Source organism: Amedibacillus sp. YH-ame6 (assembly GCF_053848845.1).
Window position 1 is genome coordinate 22,192 of sequence record NZ_JBSPEZ010000001.1, and the last position, 17,048, is coordinate 39,239.

The window sequence follows — 17,048 nt, forward strand, 5'->3', positions numbered from 1 at the left end:
GTATGGGGCTTCTTTACTTATACATATCTTCTAACCTCTTTCATATAAGATATATAAGTATTACCGAATTTCGTAATACACCATCTTTCTTCAGATAAAATAATCCAGTGAGCACTCATTTGAAACAAGATAACTATTGCACATAATATATATGAATTCGTTAACAAAGCGCATCCCATAAAATACAAGAAATACGAAACATACATTGGATTACGAGAAAACCTATATAAACCATCCTTATTAAAACCTTCTATTGTAGGTTTCGCAAAATTAACAATTGTAATTGCACACAATATCAATCCTAAAATATATAATATAAACCCTGATATACGCTGCCAAGAATAAACTATTTCAACCTTTAGAAAAAATAGATATAGCACTATGGCGATGTTTGTTATTTGATAAATATAATACGCCCATCTTTCATTCCCTATCATTTCTGGAAAGTGAGAAGCTCTCTTTATAGCATCTTTATTTATAAAAGAAAGTAATGTAAATCTAATCATTAGAAAAGGAAGTAATAAAAAAAATGCATTCATTTCAATAATTCCTCCTTTGCTCATATTTGTTTTCTTTTGATACATACTTACGTTGTTTTACCTAACGTATAATTACATAAACATTATACTCCTTATAAACAAAGATACATAACAATATTTTCATATGAATAATTCCTACTTAGATGAGATTGTTATAGGAAAGCTTTAGAAATAATAAAGAAAACCCTTCTATGTACCAATGTTAAGAATCTTTGCGAAGGAAAATGCAAAATAAACTTGCGCAAATTCCAAAGACTTTTGCTAGTGATACTACTTGTTTTATAGTAAAATGAACATTGAAAAGGAGTGATTATTATGGCTTTTGGGGAAAATTTGATGAATTTACGAAAACAGAATAAAATGACCCAGGAACAAGTAGCAGAAAAATTAGAAATTAGCAGACAGACAGTTTCTAATTGGGAACTAAATCAAACAAAACCTGATTTAGATCAATTAATTGGGTTATCTAGGTTATATAACGTTAGTTTAGATGAACTAGCAGAAATTGATATAAAAGCTTCACATGTAGAGAAAAGACCTACGCTACAGAAGGTAGAAACAAAATTTTCAAAATGTAGACGCTATTTGATTGAAAACAAGAATATTTGGATTATGATACTAGCATTGCTTTGTATCATCGCAATGGGTATTTGTGGTATGGTGGATTATGCACTGAACAATAACATTACATGGAGTTCAGTTCCGCTAATATCTATAATTTTTGGATATATAGTAATCTTACCGTTGTTTGCGAAGAAACATAAAATAGTTTTGTTTCTCTTATTTATCACAGTCGCAATACTACCTTATCTATACCTTTTAGAAAGTGTGTTACCTATTAAAAATTGGTATAATTCTCTGGCTGTTCCAATAGCATCAATAAGTGTTATAGGTTTATGGACTTCTTATGCTATTTGCAAATATTTAAAGATAAATGAATGGTATAAAGTAGCAATCCTTGTGAGTATGTGGGCAGGTATCATAACACCTATTATCAATTATATTGCTGGTAGTACGCATTCATATTTATCATTTCAAAATATTACGAATATCTTTTCATCTTTAGTAATAAGCCTATTATGTATCATTTACGGATACATTCGTTCAACAAAGAAATCTAATAAAAGATAAGACACCTAAAAAATCTACAAAAGAAACCGTAGATTTTTTTATAATCAAACTTATAGAATCCATCATAACAAACTCATCAATCGATGAGTTTGTAGGTTATGTTGATGGAGCAGATGAGGTGGGTAATTCAAAAACCTCGTTTTTAACATCTTAAGCTATAAAGACGGATGTTTTACCTAGCAAAGCCTTTGTTATTAAATGATAACAAATATCTAATCATGCTTGTAATACAGTTAACAGACTGGAATTTATCGTTTGTAAAATAAAATATTATTAACCCGTTCAGTTATATATATTTCATTTTCCACTATTTTAAGTTCATAACTCTCAATAATCTCTTTATCATGTTTCTTTAATAATTCATCAAATCCATAAGCAGTATCTTTTTTCTTCGGAAAGCGAATTGTGCTATCAAAAGATTTCTTAAATTGCAGCCCATATTTTCCGCATATTTGTAACCATTCGTCTTTTGTATAAAACTTAATATGACCATCTTTTTTTAACTGCATGTATCCATCAACAAATCGGCTGGCATCATTGGCGTTAGGTGTAGGGTCTGAAATAAACAAAATGCCATCTGATTTAATAACACGGCTAATCTCGGAAATACTTTTTTGTATATCTGGAAAATGATGTAATGCATATCTTGAAATAACCATGTCAAACTCATTATCAGCAAATGGAAAATCAACACCATCATAGGTTATAAAACTAATATTTTGGACATTTTCTTCTTTTGCCTTTAGACGATTGACTTCTAATGCCTTTTCAACAATATCCAGTCCAATGATAGATATATTTGGATATTTTTTTGCAATTGAGAAAGATAAATAGCCACTTCCTGTACCTAAATCTAAAATTTTCATATTTGCTTTAAATGGCAGAAAGTCGAGAATATTTTTCAAATGATGTCCATCTTGTGTCTGTTTATTGTAATAATCCCTTGAAGAAAAACTATCCTCAAATCCTTGCTTTGTAGACATAATACTGTTTTCTATATTCATAATATTCAATTCCTCTTTTCGTTTACAAATTCTAATTATAGTGATATTATAACTTGTTTTAAATCTAAAAGCCATTATTCTCTACTTTGCTTATTGGGTACTGCTCTATCACAAAAAGCTATATGCATGCTAAACTAAATTCTCGTTCCTCTCTACATGCAAAAAAGACATGAACACCCCTGTACTCTTTGAATACGAAGGTTTCATGCCTTACTATATAAAAAAACTCATCGATTGATGAGTTTACGTGTTTTTTACTGGAGCAAATGAGGTGGGCTCTTCAAAAACCTCGTTTCTAACATCTTTAATTATAAAGACATGCATTTGACCTAGTAAGTCCTTAGGTTTGAAGATAATGGATATCATATCATGCTTGTAATGTAGATAAACTGGAATTTAATACTATTTGTTATATTCAAGTACAGTGGGAAGATTTTCCCAAAGTTCTGCCCTCGTCTTGCTTTTTCTCAATTTTTCCAATACCTCTATGTCAGGATTAGGATATACTACGAAGCAGTCAACTTCTCCCATTTCTGAACGTATGGGAAATGCAAGCTGTTCGGTTTCTATTGAAAATTGTGCATTCACACCAGGCTTATTTCCTCTTGCGTCAAGCCTTATCCATTTTTTATAATCTTTAATGTATACGCCATTTAGTCCATGATAGATTAGCACAGGAGCTGCTTCATCATCTAAAATTAACTTTTGATAACAAAAACCTGTTGCAATAGATTTACAGCGTAATAACGCAGTAAGCAAGTGAGATTTAGCAAAACAAATCCCATGACCTGCTTTTAGCACTTCCGAAGCTGTACAAGTAATTATATCTGCATTTATATCTGCCGAATGTGAAATATTATCTCTAACAAATTCATAGGCTTTCCTAATAAAATCAAGCTCATTATCTGCCTTTTTGAATAACGAATTAGCCAATTCTATAATGACTTTGTTATCATAATCAATTATACTATCATGCTTTAGATATTCGTCCATTTTATTCGAGTATAAAATTATATCCATTTTTTTCTCCACCAAATTCTAATTTATAAGTACATTATACTTTGTTTTAAATCTAAAATCCATTATTTTCTATGATTTGCTTCATTTGACAATTTCCTTTCATCAAAAGCTAAACTCATGCTAAATTCAACCCTCGTTCCCCTTACATACAAAAAAGACATGAACACCCTAATACCCTTTGGATACATAGGTTTCATGCCTTTATATACAAAATATACTCTCAATCATGAGAGTACAATATTTCTAATGGAGCAGATGAGGCAGGGGAATTCAAAAACCTCGTTTTTAACATCTTAAACTATAAAGACGAACGTTTTACCTAGTAAAGCCTTTGTTATTAAATGATAAAAAATATCTATTCGTTCTAGTATTACAGTTAACAAACTTGAATTTATCGCTATGCGGGTTTGATAATTTCTTCTTCAAACAATGTTTCAAAAGTGTTCATAGCACCGCTATGCTCAACAATTTTCCCATCAATAACTTTATCTACATCTACTCCTGTAAAAGTTAATTTCTTTCCAGTTGGTTTCATTCCTAGCCATTCACCTTTATGTGTTCCTTCTGCGATAAATTCAGAAATAATATAATCTCCATCACTATACTGTCGAATTACTGTCATTTTCAAGTCTGGATATGTTTGTCTCACGGCTGTAATATGCTCTTTCATACCCTCAATACCGACATAATATGATTTTTCTCCAACTCTAGTGGTACAATCCGTTGAAATATAATTTTCAACTTCATTTATGAGACCATTAGATGTTACCACTTCACAAAAATACTTGATTTTTTCTTTGTCATTCATACAAATCCTCCTCTCATACAAATTCTTATTTATAAGTACATTATACCTTGTTTTAAATCTAAAAGCCATTATTCTCTACTTTGCTTATTGGGTACTGCTCTATCATAAAAAGCTATATGCATGTCAAACTAAATCCTCGTTCCCCCTACATACAAAAAAACATGAACACCCTTATACCCTTTAGATATATTGGTTTCATGCCCTTATATATAAAAAATGCACTCAATTATGAGTGTACGAGGTTTTTACTGGAGCAGATGAGGGGAATTGAACCCCCGTATCAGCCTTGGCAAGGCTGTGTTCTACCATTGAACTACATCTGCAAATGGCGGTCCAGATGGGACTCGAACCCACGATCTCCTCCGTGACAGGGAGGCATGTTAACCACTACACCACTGGACCAAAAAATGTAAAATTCAAAATGGCGGTCCAGATGGGACTCGAACCCACGATCTCCTCCGTGACAGGGAGGCATGTTAACCACTACACCACTGGACCATTTTGACTATTTTCATCATAGTGCCTGTATATAATACCATGTTTCGCATATATTGACAAGTCCTTATTTTCGTTTTTTAAAATTTTTTATAATAGAAAAGAAGTGCGTTATTTGCACTTCCTAAATATCTAAACTTACACGTATAGCGTGGTTGATTTTTTTGATGGTTTCTTCATCTAATGTACAGATCCATTGACCTAATCTTTTTTTATCTATTGTACGAAGTTGTTCACATAAGATCATAGATACATAGCTTAATGAATGATCACTGAATATCACATGAGTTGGAATGGGTGGCTTGCTCATCTTCTTAGATATTGGAGCTATTATCACTGTTTTTGAATACCGATTCCCTTTGTCATTCTGTATGACTACAACAGGTCTTACTCCCCCTTGTTCACTGCCTACAACTGGAGATAAATCTGCATAGTATACATCTCCTCTTCTTATCATTATTTCATCACAGCAACCTGCATGCTATTGATTACTTCCATCATTTCATCAGGACCTAGATCTTCTGAAAATACAGTGAATTCAACATTATCATAGATTACACTCATATGATTTCCATCATAAAACCCTACAACATCAAGAGCATCTATCATTTTACCTGGCATAATAACAGTTTGTGTTTCCTCTGCACTTGTTCGCTTCATCTCAACCACTGTAAAATTTTTATCACCTGTATACTCTAGCACATGCTTCACACTTCCATTGATATCCATTGTGGATGTATTCGTTAAGGTTGAGTTGTATACCATAACTGGATATAAAGGCAAATCCGCTTCATTAATTGCGGATGATGATGCGCTCTTTTCAATGGTTGTTGGGGCTTTAAAGTATTCATCTTTGATAGTCGCATCATAATCCGATTTTGTGAATACAATCTTTAACTGTGCACTATTATCTTTATTATAAATTTGAAGCCATTTTACTTTTGCGTCTTTATCAAACATGATCTCTTCATGATCATAATCCTTATTATTTGGATAGCTTACTTTACTACTCACAAGATATCCATCACTTTCCTTCTTTATATTCGCATTTTTTTGTTTTACAATCGATGCGATGGATTGTAACAGATAAGGCTTAGGAGAATTCATTGGCCAATCTCCCTCAAACTTAAATATCTGATTTAAACTAGGTGTTATTACATAGACACCACTTTTGTTACGTAGGATAATTTGTTGTTGGTTTAATTCTTTATCGGTAATTGTTACTTTGAATAAATCTTTGTCGTCCTTTTTGTATCCAACTTCTACTGCGTAAGTCTTTACATCTTCTCCTTTCGTAATTTCCATATTGCCAGACAGGATGTATGAATTCATATTTGACATTTTCTTATCGAATTGCTTATCGAATGATTTTGGTTTTATCGCAAACAAAAGACCAATCACCAATACTGCAATTCCAATTCCTGCAATAATCTTTGTCTTCATAGGTATCTCCCTTCATCTCATCCTAATTTATGCTGTACCCTGACAAATCATTCATAAATCCATTTCAATTTCATAGATTATAGCAGGTGATGAAAATGAGTAAGTTACAAAAATTCTGTTTAGTATTAACAATTATATGCAGTATCAATTATGCTTTTCATGTATTACTAGGGTTTGATATCCTATATGATTTTCTTCATAGTAAACTATGGATTGAAAAAATATATGCTTTTATCTTTGGGGCGTCCGCCTTCATAAATATCTTATTGTTCAAAGATGAACACATTAGATAAAGAAAAAACAGCCTGAGCTGTTTGGGTTTACAATAATAAGAATCCTAAATCTGTGATAACTTTCCGTGCGATTGATACCATATCGGAGTTGCCTTCTATTACAACACACTGTCTTTCTAAATCAATTTCGAAATCTGTTCTTGTTTCAGACAGTGCACTTTCGATTTTTTTTGCGCTTTCTTTGTCTTTTAGATTTCTAACTAAAATTATATTTTTCATAGGAATCACCTCGTTGTTATTATAGCACATTTCTTAGTTTATAAAACGCACATTTTTCTTAATTCTGATTTTGAATCAATGTGCCTTCTCCATTGGAAAATGTTCCCTTTAAATAAATTTTTATTTGATGTTCCTTTGCGTAATTAACACAACGATCATGTAGAACTCTAGATTTCATATTTAACATTTCATCATAGCTTAATACATCATACTTAATTGCGCAATCTTCTAATTTGGGATCTACGTTGTATACTCCATCTACATCCGTATAGATTTCTACTTCTTTTAAATCTAGCATATCTGCGAATAATGCTGCGCTATAATCACTTCCACCTCTTCCAAGCGTGGTTACATTACCATGATAAGAAATACCTATAAAACCACTTACTACAATGACATCATATTCTTGTAGCTTATGTTTAATTTCTTTGTTATCTAGTTTTAACACCTTTGCGTACTCATAGTTTTCATCGGTTAAGATACCACAACTAAAAAAAGGAAGCGCAAAGGCTCTTATTCCTAGCTCCAACAATTCACTACAAACTTTTAATGCTGAGATTTGTTCGCCCATGGAAACTAATCTAGCACGTTCTTCTTTACTTAGGTATTCACTTCCTAAAGACAATAAAGTATCCGTTGCGTACGTATCTGGATATCTTCCCATAGCAGATACAACCACTACGACTTTATGGTTTACAATATTCTTTAATATATGGCGATATACATGCTTTCTGGTTTTCTCATTTCTAAGGGAAGTTCCTCCAAATTTCATGACTTTTATATTCATTATTTAACCCCGCATTTCTCTATACAATATGCATAAAATACGTAGTTGTGAAGATTTTTGCCTAAAAAAAACATAGCTAACTATGTTCATTTTAATCTTTGAAGAACGCTATGCTTTTCTCTACAAGCTTTTGATAGACTGGTTTCATATCTTCTTCTCTTACTATCTGATTGATTTGGGAAAGTTCCACCCATTGAACACCGCTGTTCTCATCCGCTTTGATACGCAAGACGCTTTCTTCATCCGCAACACACAGAAACGTAACGTTTAAGTGAACATGAGAAGAGATGAAGTTACCCTTTTTCTTATGCGGTGGAACTGGCAATATCTCTATGGAAAATATACTGCTTTGTAGTGGGATTAATTTTTTTAATCCAGTTTCTTCCATCCCCTCTTTCAAAGCAACATTCATTACATCCTTATCACCATCACAATGTCCTCCACACCATCCCCATGAATCATAAATGTTATGATAAATCATTAAGACTTTTGTATTGGTTTTGTTGACAATCCACGGTGAGCATGTGATATGCGCATAGTGATTTTCTCTTTCGTAAACATTTTGAAAGTCATGTAGATATTCTAACATTAAAATGCGATCAGCTTCTTCTTGTTCATTGTAGGGAACATATGCTTTTAGTTGTTCTATTAAATCCATACTCATTTCTCCTTGTACCATTCTACAAGAGCCTCACGATATACTTTATAAGCCGTAGGAATGGCGTATCGATGATCAATATCTTCCATTGTACACCAAATGCCTTCTTGGTTCATATGCTCTACCTCTACGAAAAAGCCGTGCATCTGCCATTCTATATGAGAAAAGATATGTTTTGCATTTGGTAATTTTGTAATTTTTTTAATTCCTTTTATATGTTCTTGTAGGTCTTTCTTTTTCAAAAAGCCTTCGTGATTCATAAATTCATAAAGATTTGCGAGTAATCCTTCTTTGGGTCGTTGTTGTAGATAAATATTTTTATTATTCACTAGTACGAGAATTGTTTTTTGTTCGATTCTTCTTTTCTTCTTTTGTGTCTTGTTTGGAAGGCGTTGCGCTTGTCCACTTTGATATCCTAGACACTGATCACTAACAGGGCAGATATTACAGCGAGGAGCAGCATTAGGAACACAGATTAACGCACCTAATTCCATCAACGCTTGATTGAAATCTGCACTTCTTCCCTCAGGCATATAGTCTTGTATAATATTCTGAAATTTCTTTTTTGTTGTTTCTTTTAGGATATCATCTTCACAAACCAAGACTCTTGTAAATACTCTTAATACATTTCCATCAACTGCAGGAATATTTTCTCCATAGGCAATGGAAGCTACTGCACCAGCTGTATAATCACCAATGCCTGGCAGTGTTTTTAACAATGTAGATGTGTTTGGAAGTTGTCCATCGAACTCTTCTACACAACGTTGAGCACACTTCTTCATATTTCGAACGCGATTGTAATATCCAAGACCTTCCCATAACTTTGCGAGTTCATCATCACCTGCACAGGCTAAATCTTGTAGTGTTGGTAGAGCAGATAAAAATCTTTCGAAGTATGGTTTAACAGCTTCTACCCGGGTTTGTTGAAGCATAATTTCACTTACCCAGACGCGATAGGCACTATTGTCTTCTCTCCAAGGCAAAATTCTAGCATGTTGTTTGTACCACGCTAGTAATTGTGTTGTAAATTGTTGTTTATCATGTTGTTTTATCATAGCGAAATTATACCATACTCTCTATGTTGGATACAAAAGAAAAGCCATGTTTCCATGACTTGCCTTATATGTATTTTATAGGAAAAAATTTTCTGGTCGTACACGACAAGGTGCACTTCCACACGCATTTGCGTAGGTCCATCCTAAACCAAAGGACACATCTTTATTTGCATTCCATGTATTTACAATTTCCTGTAAGGACATATTTCCCATACTGGTAACTTCCACATGACAGTGAGGTCCTCCACTATTTCCAGAACTTCCTGACAATCCTATCTGTTGACCTTGTGAAACAATCTGTCCAGAGCTTACACTTGGAGCGTACATGTGATACATACCAATGACATAAGATTGTCCATTAGACAACTGTACAGCCATTAATACAGCGTTTCCAGCCCATGCAAGACCACAAGTACTACCTAAGCTTCCATATTCAGCACAACCGCTATATGTGGTTAACACAATACCTGCCGCAGGTGCTACTATTGGAATCCTTGTAGTAGTGCCAGTACTCATGTCCATACCAAGATGAACACCACCTCCTGGATACTGCCAAGTTCCATAATAGTAATTCCAAGTATTTCGAGACATAGGGCTCATCATATAAGAACTTAAGCCAGAACCATTATCTCCTCCAGTATTACCTCCGTTATCTCCTTCACCTGTATCTCCACCGTTTTCATTTCCACTATCTGATCCATTTCCATTATCATTCCCATTTCCATTTCCAGAGTTGTTTCCACCTCCGCCACCAAGTTCTGGTGGAATCGTTGTACTAATGGTTGGAAGAGATGACTTGATAGAAGAAGATTGCATCTCTCTTTCGATTGAGGCAGCGTTTAAATCCGCTTGCTTATTTTGATAACTAGCAATCAATGATTTATTAGATTCATTTAATGCTACTGCTAGTTTTTTCTTATTGTCGATATCTTGAACCTGAATTTCTAAAAGTTCTTTTTGAACCTCTACAGTTTCTCTATCTTCATTTAGCTTTTCTTTTTCTTTTTGAATTGCCTTTATTTGATCATTTTCATAACTGTTCAATTCCCCGACAATCTGTGTTCGTCTTAGTAAATCCGAGAACCCTGTTGACCCCATAATAAAATCTATATAATTATTGCTTCCTACATAAGCTTGCATTTCTACTAAACGCTTTTTCATTGATTCATCACGTTTTTTTATATCCGCTTGTTTCTTTTCAATCTGAACATTAAGGTCATCAATATTTGCTTGCGTGGAATCAATGGTTGCTTGAATGGAAGAAATCTGACTACTGTAATCTTGAATAACACTAGTGTTTTCTGAAATAGCACGCGACATTTTATCGATATCGCCTTGTAAATTACTCGCCTGATTTTTGATATCAGTAATTTGATTATCCAAATCTTGTGATTTATTTTGAAGATATTCTTTGTATTGGATACATTCATTCAATGTCGCCTTGTCTGTAACAACAGCACATTTCTTATTCATTTCATCTTCACGCCCTTCAAAGCCTTGGGCAAATATTAAATTTAGATTCCCAACCAACATGGAACCCACAAGAACAAACGCTATACTTTTCTTTCTCATAATCCCTCGCTCCTTTCTAACGCTTCCAACGTAAATAACGTGTTGTAGATATAAACCCGCCAAAGAATCCTACTAGTACTCCAATTCCTACCATCAATAAAGATATCTGTAATGTTAATGGATATACAGGAGATAGTTGAATCATCGTTGACATCATCTCACCCTTTGTTAATGAATATAAATATTGATATCCAACAATTGTAAGTATCGTAGGAACAATGGCTCCAATAAAGCCAATACACATACCTTCTAACATCATTGGAAATTTAACACTCCAATTACTTGTGCCAACAAAACGCATAATAGCAATTTCATTTTTTCTTGTATAAATGGACATTTTGATTTTGTTTGATATTAAGAACACAGCAATAAGAATCAAGAATAGAATGAATATGATACTACCATCTCTTACCATTTTTGCCCCAGCTAATAAATCTTGTGTCGAACTTCCACCATATTCTGCGGAAAATACTCCATCCGTATTTTTGATTGCTTTCGTTACATTTTCAATCTTACTTGGTTCACTCACTTCTACGATAAATGCATCTCGAACAGGACTATTCTCTCCATCATACATAGAGAACAAACTGTTTTCTCCTTGGTATTCTTCTTTATAGGCATTCAGTTCATCCTGTCCACTAGAATACGTGACACTTTTAACATTTTCTATGCTTTCAATCGTATTTTGTAGTTGTGTAATAGCATCATCTTTCACAATATTATCGATAGAAACTCGTATCGTCACTTGATCTTCTATATGAAATGTCATATTTGTTAGATTTGCACTAATGAGTGAAAAAACCGAGATGAGAATCAGCGTTATAGACACTGCAACAGACGCTGAAAACGTCAAACCTAAATGACGAGTTATATTTCTAAATGTTGTCTTTATATAAAATTTAAAGTAGCGATATAGTTTTTTCATAATTCAACTCTTTCTAAATTACCACTTATATGATACCTTACAAAATGCGGGATGTAAAGGTATATAGGCTTCACATCTCGCTTATAATCCTTAAAGTTTTGTAATAATTTTTAATGTGCATTCATTTAAAAAAAATCATAGCTCTAGACTATGATTTTTTAATGCATAATACGTATAATTTCTCGAAGCATTTTGTTTTCTTCTATGAGATTGCCAGCTTCATGATATATATTAGAGAGGTCTTCTAATAGGAGAATTTTCATTTCTTTTAAATCTCCAGGAAGTTCATAATACAACATTTCCAAGTATTCCGTATCATCTTCTTGACGATCAAATATTTTCTTTACATATAGCAAAGCTTTATGACAAAAACTATCAGGATCCATCTGTTCTCTTCTCCCTGCCCATAATCCCGCTTCTCCAAAATTCTCAAGCTTTGCATATGAATAGGCAAGGAATAAATACAATTGTGGTGAAAATTCATTGGAACTTTGGACTTTCAGTCCATAACGAACGCATCCTTCATAATCACGCATCAAAAAACGTGTATAACATAGATTAAAGTAACAGTTATATATTACATAATCATTCTTGTATTGTTGGGCTAATTTTAAAGTTTTCAGAAGCTGTTTTTCCGCAAGTTCAAAACAGCGCATACCAATATACGTAAAACCTATTGAACATATTGTATAAAGCATGCGATTGATATTCCACTTCTTTTCATAAAGTTCAAATGCTTTATTGTAGTAATCAAGAGATTCTACATAACGATTTTGATAATAACAAAGACAACCAAAATGTTGATACAACAATTCACGGTAGGAAAATGGAGATATTTTATCTGCCATCAAAAAGAATTGTTCACAATTATCAAAAAGTTCTCTTTCTCTAAAATAAATTCCTTTATAAATATAGTATAGCCCCTTATAGTCAGGACTCAACACATTCACAAAAAGCGATAAATCTTCCAATAAATGTTCATACTCTTCACTTAAAGGATCATTTATTCCAAGATACATAATTTTTATTAACAAATACTCAGGAAATAAAATCGAATGTTCAAAATCAACACCATCCAATTTCTTCATAAGTTGTTTCTGTTCATCTATGATATCATATGTAAGCACATGAAAAGCATCATCTAATAATTTTCTGTATTTCTCCTGTTTTTTAAACAAAGAGATAAAATCTATACCGATATAATCACAGATTTTCTTTAATGTATTCGGATGTGCTTCAAATCTTCCATTCTGAATATTATTCAGTTCCATGTAAGATATACCTGCGTACGAACATACGACACTAGGTAACATTTTTTTATTTTGGATGATATAAGAAATATAAGGTCCTACATACTCTAATTTTTCCATACACCAAAACATTTTGAACATAAAAACGACTTCTTTGTGTCTATGATATTATTGTCAGCCAAACAATAATTCTTCAAAACACATTCCATGTTCTCTCCTCCTCATTTTATTCTGCAAAAACAAATGAAACACCCACTTTAGGTCCCCGTACAATTTACACTTACGTCAATAAAAATATCACAGATTAAAACGAATTACAACATGATTTACTAAAAACATCTTTTATTTTTCTACATTACCAATTTAGTGTATACATATCTACATTTTTCTTTAAAAAGATTGCTTTTCAGCAATACTTTTATAGTATATAATTATTTCTAAAAGGGAGATTTTACATGCATACAAAGGGAATGTTTTATACAGTTATTTCTACGATATTATTTGGAATGACACCAATTTTAGCAACTTAGGTTTACGACTATGGCGTCAGTTCTATGACTATTGTATTCTTTCGTTCACTTTTTGTTCTACCTATCCTATATGTACTTATGAAATCACAGAAAGTTTCTCTCCATATACAAAAACAAGATTTGAAACACACTGCAATCATTGCAGTACTAGGAAGTGGACTTACTACTATCTTATTGTTTACGTCATATCAATACATTGATGTAGGCACAGCGACTACATTACATTTCCTCTATCCTTTGTGTGTATCTTTATTATGCTATTTTGTATATCATGAAAGATTAGGACGTACCAAAATCATGGAACTCTAAGTAGCTGCTGCTGGTACGCTTTGTTTTTTCGACACAAAACAAAGTGATAGCTTTATAGGAATATTTCTAGCGATTGCATCTGCAGTTGCCTATGCCTTTTATATGGTGCAGCTTTCAAAGAAACATCTTACAAGACAAAATCCTTTTTTTAATTTCATTCTACATGACTTTGTTTACTGTATTAGAGACCATTGTATATCATATCTTTTTGCCATCTATTTCACTTCAACCTCCTTTCAAAGCTTATTTCATCCTTATCCTATTGAACGTTGTATCTTCTTTTCTAGGAGTTGTCCTTTTACAACTTGGAATACGAGAACTTGGTCCTTCAGCAGCATCCTTATTTTGCCTCTTTGAACCCATCACTTCCATTATTGCAGGTGTCTTGTTACTACATGATCATGTAAGCCTTATTAACATTATTGGATGTATAGTAATTCTTTCAGCTCTTGTGATCATTACATTAGCAGAAAAGCAAAAAGAAAAGTATCTCCAATAAATTCTAGAGATACTTATTTTATTATAGGTTTTTCAACATGATGTTACAGCCATCGATAACGCAGTTTAATGCATTATCCGCAACATACACAGGTATTTTTAATTCATTTCTAAGGAGTTGATCCAAATTTTTCAATAAAGCTCCTCCACCAGTTAACACCAATCCATGAAGCACAATATCTGCAGCCAATTCAGGAGGTGTGACTTCTAGAATTGTTTTTGTGGCATGTACAATTTCTTGTAAGCTCCCACGTATAAATCCTTCTACTTCTTTGCTATCGATTTCAATAGAATGAGGCAAACCTGATTCAACATCACGACCGGAAATCATCATGGTTATAGGTTTTTTTGAAACAAGTGCATCACCCACTGTCTTTTTAATTTCATCTGCAGTTTGTTCTCCAATATACATTTTTTTATGAATACGAACACCTTCAATAATATCAGAGATTAAGCGATTTCCTGCTGTTTTGATAGATGTTGAACACACGATATCTCCCAATGATAATACGGCAATATCTGTTGTTCCACCACCCATATCCAATACCATGTTTCCACTTGCTTTTCCAATATCAAGGCCGGCACCTACTGCAGATACCTTTGGTTCTTCTTCTAGATATACTTTTTTTGCGCCTGCACGGTATGCGCAATCTCGTATTGCATTTTTTTCTACGGATGTAATTTTTGTTGGATGACAGATTAAGATTACATTTTTCTTAAACATGCCTTTCAAATCACATTTCTTTAAGAAATAATTTAACATCATGTCAGTTGCCTCAAAATCTGCAACTACTCCATCTTTTAAAGGACGAATACAAATCATATTCTTAGGAGTACGTCCCAACATATCACGTGCATCTATTCCAGCGGCGATACATTTTTTGCTTGATGCATCCACTGTAATAATGGATGGTTCATTGACGATGACTCCTTTATTATCAACACAAATTAACAGGTTTGTCGTACCTAAATCAATTCCTATTTTTCTTACCATCAGGGACCTTCTTTCAGCATATCATGCATATCGATACTAATATATCATATTTTTGAAAAAAATACTAAATATTACCAAATTTTTTTCATTTTTGTTTCGATTTCTATAAATATTCATACATTTTTAAAACACTTCCGATCTTTTGTAGTATTCATTATAATATTTATAAATTCTATATACGCTCATGATTATTAAAACAACACCCAATGCAACAATCAATAATCCACCAAATATAGACTCTTTATTCATATAAGCCTTATGCGTAATAAACACACCTAATACAAGAATCATCGCAATCATACCAGCAAACAAAGCAACAAGTAAAAACCCAATAATCATCCTGATCCATAACGGTACCTTTTTATCTTTTGTAGCAAAGACTACCCCTTCTAGTAGTAATTCAAACACAAACTCCAACAGCATATCCACTAACCCCATCTCCTTTTTCATAATCATAACATAAAAAAGAAGGCATGCATATGTACGCATAACCTTCTATAGAATATAATTCTTATTTATTCATCGCTTCTGCAATCGCAACAGCAACAGCAACACTAGCACCAACCATTGGGTTGTTACCCATACCGATTAATCCCATCATTTCTACGTGAGCAGGAACAGATGAAGAACCAGCAAACTGAGCATCAGAGTGCATACGTCCCATAGTATCTGTCATACCATAAGAAGCAGGACCAGCAGCCATGTTATCTGGGTGAAGTGTACGTCCTGTACCACCACCACTTGCTACAGAGAAATATTTCTTCCCTTGTTCAATACATTCTTTTTTGTATGTACCTGCAACTGGATGTTGGAAACGTGTAGGGTTTGTAGAGTTACCAGTAATAGAAACATCTACACCTTCGTTATGCATAACTGCAACACCTTCACGTACATCATCAGCTCCATAACAGTTAACAGCAGCTCTTTCTCCAGTAGAGTAAGAAGTTCTGTTCACTTCATGAAGTTCACCTGTGAAATAATCAAATTTAGTTTCTACATATGTGAAACCATTGATACGAGAAATGATCTTTGCAGCATCTTTTCCCAATCCGTTTAAGATAACGCGTAATGGTTCATTACGAGCCTTGTTAGCGTTACGAGCGATACCAATAGCACCTTCAGCAGCAGCAAAACTTTCATGACCTGCTAAGAATGCAAAGCATTTTGTATCATTGTCAAGTAACATAGCAGCTAAGTTACCATGACCAATACCAACTTTACGATCATCAGCAACAGAACCAGGAATACAGAATGCCTGTAAACCTTCTCCTAAAGATTTTGCAACTTCATAAGCAGTTTTGTCACCTTTTTTGATAGCAATAGCAGCACCTAAGATATAAGCCCAGCTAGCGTTTTCAAAACAGATTGGCTGAATTTCTTTTACAAGGTTATAAACATCTACACCTTTGTCATCACATAGTTTTTTTGCTTCTTCAATGGAAGAAATGCCATGTGCCTTTAAAACTTCATTGATTTTATCTATACGTCTTTCGTATCCTTCAAATAATGCCATGATTT

The 17,048-nt window shown here is 33.3% G+C and carries 20 protein-coding genes and 3 tRNA genes; 4 read left to right on the top strand and 19 right to left on the bottom strand.

Translation table 11 applies throughout. The features are described from left to right. Positions 1–17 precede the first annotated feature (17 nt). Entirely contained in the window at positions 18–584 is a 567-nt protein-coding gene (locus tag ACWG0P_RS00145) for a methyltransferase family protein (RefSeq protein ID WP_455799941.1), read from the bottom strand. Between the two features lie 270 nt (positions 585–854). On the opposite strand from ACWG0P_RS00145, the gene ACWG0P_RS00150 reads away from it, so the two are divergent. Continuing rightward, complete coding sequence (locus ACWG0P_RS00150) at positions 855–1,670, top strand: helix-turn-helix domain-containing protein (RefSeq protein WP_455799942.1); 816 nt, start codon at positions 855–857, stop codon at positions 1,668–1,670. A gap of 248 nt (positions 1,671–1,918) precedes the next feature. Here the strand turns inward: ACWG0P_RS00150 and ACWG0P_RS00155 are convergent, their stop codons facing one another. The 8 genes from ACWG0P_RS00155 to ACWG0P_RS00190 form a co-directional block, all read right to left on the bottom strand. After that, positions 1,919–2,653 carry a class I SAM-dependent methyltransferase gene (locus ACWG0P_RS00155; protein WP_455799943.1) on the bottom strand — a complete coding sequence of 245 codons (735 nt, stop codon included), beginning with the start codon at positions 2,651–2,653 and terminating at the stop codon, positions 1,919–1,921. A gap of 423 nt (positions 2,654–3,076) precedes the next feature. Then, positions 3,077–3,694 (bottom strand): transglutaminase-like domain-containing protein, encoded by a 618-nt coding sequence (locus tag ACWG0P_RS00160; RefSeq protein WP_455799944.1) that lies wholly within the window; start codon positions 3,692–3,694, stop codon positions 3,077–3,079. Positions 3,695–4,091: 397 nt separating this feature from the next. Next, the gene (locus ACWG0P_RS00165) at positions 4,092–4,502 is read right to left on the bottom strand and encodes an ester cyclase (RefSeq protein ID WP_455799945.1); all 411 of its coding nucleotides are present in this window, start codon (positions 4,500–4,502) and stop codon (positions 4,092–4,094) included. 249 nt (positions 4,503–4,751) lie between these two features. Continuing rightward, positions 4,752–4,825: transfer RNA gene (locus tag ACWG0P_RS00170), tRNA-Gly, on the bottom strand. 3 nt (positions 4,826–4,828) lie between these two features. Continuing rightward, positions 4,829–4,904, bottom strand: a tRNA-Asp gene (locus ACWG0P_RS00175). Between the two features lie 20 nt (positions 4,905–4,924). Further along, positions 4,925–5,000 (bottom strand) — tRNA-Asp (locus ACWG0P_RS00180). Positions 5,001–5,121: 121 nt separating this feature from the next. Further along, complete coding sequence (locus ACWG0P_RS00185) at positions 5,122–5,454, bottom strand: type II toxin-antitoxin system PemK/MazF family toxin (protein WP_455793260.1); 333 nt, start codon at positions 5,452–5,454, stop codon at positions 5,122–5,124. Beyond that, positions 5,454–6,440: a LolA family protein gene (locus ACWG0P_RS00190; RefSeq protein ID WP_455793261.1), complete on the bottom strand. Its 987-nt coding sequence runs from the start codon at positions 6,438–6,440 to the stop codon at positions 5,454–5,456. The genes ACWG0P_RS00185 and ACWG0P_RS00190 overlap by 1 nt, the downstream gene beginning before the upstream one ends. A 95-nt stretch (positions 6,441–6,535) precedes the next feature. On the opposite strand from ACWG0P_RS00190, the gene ACWG0P_RS00195 reads away from it, so the two are divergent. Continuing rightward, complete coding sequence (locus tag ACWG0P_RS00195) at positions 6,536–6,733, top strand: hypothetical protein (protein ID WP_455793262.1); 198 nt, start codon at positions 6,536–6,538, stop codon at positions 6,731–6,733. 27 nt (positions 6,734–6,760) lie between these two features. Here ACWG0P_RS00195 and ACWG0P_RS00200 read toward each other — a convergent pair whose 3' ends face one another. The 7 genes from ACWG0P_RS00200 to ACWG0P_RS00230 all read right to left on the bottom strand — a co-directional run bounded on the left by ACWG0P_RS00200 (position 6,761) and on the right by ACWG0P_RS00230 (position 13,319). Beyond that, positions 6,761–6,952 carry a hypothetical protein gene (locus ACWG0P_RS00200; protein ID WP_455793263.1) on the bottom strand — a complete coding sequence of 64 codons (192 nt, stop codon included), beginning with the start codon at positions 6,950–6,952 and terminating at the stop codon, positions 6,761–6,763. A gap of 58 nt (positions 6,953–7,010) precedes the next feature. Beyond that, positions 7,011–7,739: an aspartate kinase gene (locus tag ACWG0P_RS00205; protein WP_455793264.1), complete on the bottom strand. Its 729-nt coding sequence runs from the start codon at positions 7,737–7,739 to the stop codon at positions 7,011–7,013. 91 nt (positions 7,740–7,830) lie between these two features. Then, the gene (locus ACWG0P_RS00210) at positions 7,831–8,397 is read right to left on the bottom strand and encodes an NUDIX hydrolase (RefSeq protein WP_455799946.1); all 567 of its coding nucleotides are present in this window, start codon (positions 8,395–8,397) and stop codon (positions 7,831–7,833) included. Positions 8,398–8,399: 2 nt separating this feature from the next. Continuing rightward, a complete protein-coding gene (mutY, locus tag ACWG0P_RS00215; protein WP_455799947.1) occupies positions 8,400–9,452 on the bottom strand; it encodes an A/G-specific adenine glycosylase in 1,053 nt (350 codons plus the stop codon). A gap of 75 nt (positions 9,453–9,527) precedes the next feature. After that, a complete protein-coding gene (locus ACWG0P_RS00220; protein WP_455799948.1) occupies positions 9,528–11,024 on the bottom strand; it encodes a coiled-coil domain-containing protein in 1,497 nt (498 codons plus the stop codon). Positions 11,025–11,040: 16 nt separating this feature from the next. Then, positions 11,041–11,949: a permease-like cell division protein FtsX gene (ftsX, locus tag ACWG0P_RS00225; RefSeq protein WP_455799949.1), complete on the bottom strand. Its 909-nt coding sequence runs from the start codon at positions 11,947–11,949 to the stop codon at positions 11,041–11,043. 158 nt (positions 11,950–12,107) lie between these two features. Next, complete coding sequence (locus tag ACWG0P_RS00230; protein ID WP_455799950.1) at positions 12,108–13,319, bottom strand: hypothetical protein; 1,212 nt, start codon at positions 13,317–13,319, stop codon at positions 12,108–12,110. Positions 13,320–13,753: 434 nt separating this feature from the next. On the opposite strand from ACWG0P_RS00230, the gene ACWG0P_RS00235 reads away from it, so the two are divergent. Both ACWG0P_RS00235 and ACWG0P_RS00240 read left to right on the top strand, forming a co-directional pair. Next, on the top strand, positions 13,754–14,038 hold the full coding sequence (locus ACWG0P_RS00235) for an EamA family transporter (protein WP_455799951.1): 285 nt from the start codon (positions 13,754–13,756) through the stop codon (positions 14,036–14,038). 91 nt (positions 14,039–14,129) lie between these two features. Further along, on the top strand, positions 14,130–14,537 hold the full coding sequence (locus ACWG0P_RS00240) for an EamA family transporter (protein ID WP_455799952.1): 408 nt from the start codon (positions 14,130–14,132) through the stop codon (positions 14,535–14,537). A gap of 21 nt (positions 14,538–14,558) precedes the next feature. Here the strand turns inward: ACWG0P_RS00240 and mreB are convergent, their stop codons facing one another. From mreB to ACWG0P_RS00255, 3 genes are all read right to left on the bottom strand, one after another. Next, positions 14,559–15,530, bottom strand: coding sequence for a rod shape-determining protein MreB (gene mreB / locus ACWG0P_RS00245; RefSeq protein WP_455799953.1), 972 nt, complete (start codon positions 15,528–15,530; stop codon positions 14,559–14,561). 123 nt (positions 15,531–15,653) lie between these two features. Continuing rightward, positions 15,654–15,986 carry a hypothetical protein gene (locus ACWG0P_RS00250; protein ID WP_455799954.1) on the bottom strand — a complete coding sequence of 111 codons (333 nt, stop codon included), beginning with the start codon at positions 15,984–15,986 and terminating at the stop codon, positions 15,654–15,656. Between the two features lie 55 nt (positions 15,987–16,041). Next, the gene (locus ACWG0P_RS00255; protein ID WP_455799955.1) at positions 16,042–17,043 is read right to left on the bottom strand and encodes a GGGtGRT protein; all 1,002 of its coding nucleotides are present in this window, start codon (positions 17,041–17,043) and stop codon (positions 16,042–16,044) included. Between the last annotated feature and the right edge of the window lie 5 nt (positions 17,044–17,048).

Coding starts and splice junctions, on each gene's coding strand:
- ACWG0P_RS00210 (WP_455799946.1), bottom strand. CDS start 8,397: ATGGATTTAATAGAACAACTAAAAGCATATGTTCCCTACAATGAACAA.
- ftsX (WP_455799949.1), bottom strand. CDS start 11,949: ATGAAAAAACTATATCGCTACTTTAAATTTTATATAAAGACAACATTT.
- mutY (WP_455799947.1), bottom strand. CDS start 9,452: ATGATAAAACAACATGATAAACAACAATTTACAACACAATTACTAGCG.
- ACWG0P_RS00205 (WP_455793264.1), bottom strand. CDS start 7,739: ATGAATATAAAAGTCATGAAATTTGGAGGAACTTCCCTTAGAAATGAG.
- mreB (WP_455799953.1), bottom strand. CDS start 15,530: ATGGTAAGAAAAATAGGAATTGATTTAGGTACGACAAACCTGTTAATT.
- ACWG0P_RS00160 (WP_455799944.1), bottom strand. CDS start 3,694: ATGGATATAATTTTATACTCGAATAAAATGGACGAATATCTAAAGCAT.
- ACWG0P_RS00190 (WP_455793261.1), bottom strand. CDS start 6,440: ATGAAGACAAAGATTATTGCAGGAATTGGAATTGCAGTATTGGTGATT.
- ACWG0P_RS00155 (WP_455799943.1), bottom strand. CDS start 2,653: ATGTCTACAAAGCAAGGATTTGAGGATAGTTTTTCTTCAAGGGATTAT.
- ACWG0P_RS00235 (WP_455799951.1), top strand. CDS start 13,754: ATGACTATTGTATTCTTTCGTTCACTTTTTGTTCTACCTATCCTATAT.
- ACWG0P_RS00220 (WP_455799948.1), bottom strand. CDS start 11,024: ATGAGAAAGAAAAGTATAGCGTTTGTTCTTGTGGGTTCCATGTTGGTT.
- ACWG0P_RS00255 (WP_455799955.1), bottom strand. CDS start 17,043: ATGGCATTATTTGAAGGATACGAAAGACGTATAGATAAAATCAATGAA.
- ACWG0P_RS00145 (WP_455799941.1), bottom strand. CDS start 584: ATGTATCAAAAGAAAACAAATATGAGCAAAGGAGGAATTATTGAAATG.
- ACWG0P_RS00200 (WP_455793263.1), bottom strand. CDS start 6,952: ATGAAAAATATAATTTTAGTTAGAAATCTAAAAGACAAAGAAAGCGCA.
- ACWG0P_RS00240 (WP_455799952.1), top strand. CDS start 14,130: ATGCCTTTTATATGGTGCAGCTTTCAAAGAAACATCTTACAAGACAAA.
- ACWG0P_RS00185 (WP_455793260.1), bottom strand. CDS start 5,454: ATGATAAGAAGAGGAGATGTATACTATGCAGATTTATCTCCAGTTGTA.
- ACWG0P_RS00165 (WP_455799945.1), bottom strand. CDS start 4,502: ATGAATGACAAAGAAAAAATCAAGTATTTTTGTGAAGTGGTAACATCT.
- ACWG0P_RS00150 (WP_455799942.1), top strand. CDS start 855: ATGGCTTTTGGGGAAAATTTGATGAATTTACGAAAACAGAATAAAATG.
- ACWG0P_RS00195 (WP_455793262.1), top strand. CDS start 6,536: ATGAGTAAGTTACAAAAATTCTGTTTAGTATTAACAATTATATGCAGT.
- ACWG0P_RS00230 (WP_455799950.1), bottom strand. CDS start 13,319: ATGGAAAAATTAGAGTATGTAGGACCTTATATTTCTTATATCATCCAA.
- ACWG0P_RS00250 (WP_455799954.1), bottom strand. CDS start 15,986: ATGATTATGAAAAAGGAGATGGGGTTAGTGGATATGCTGTTGGAGTTT.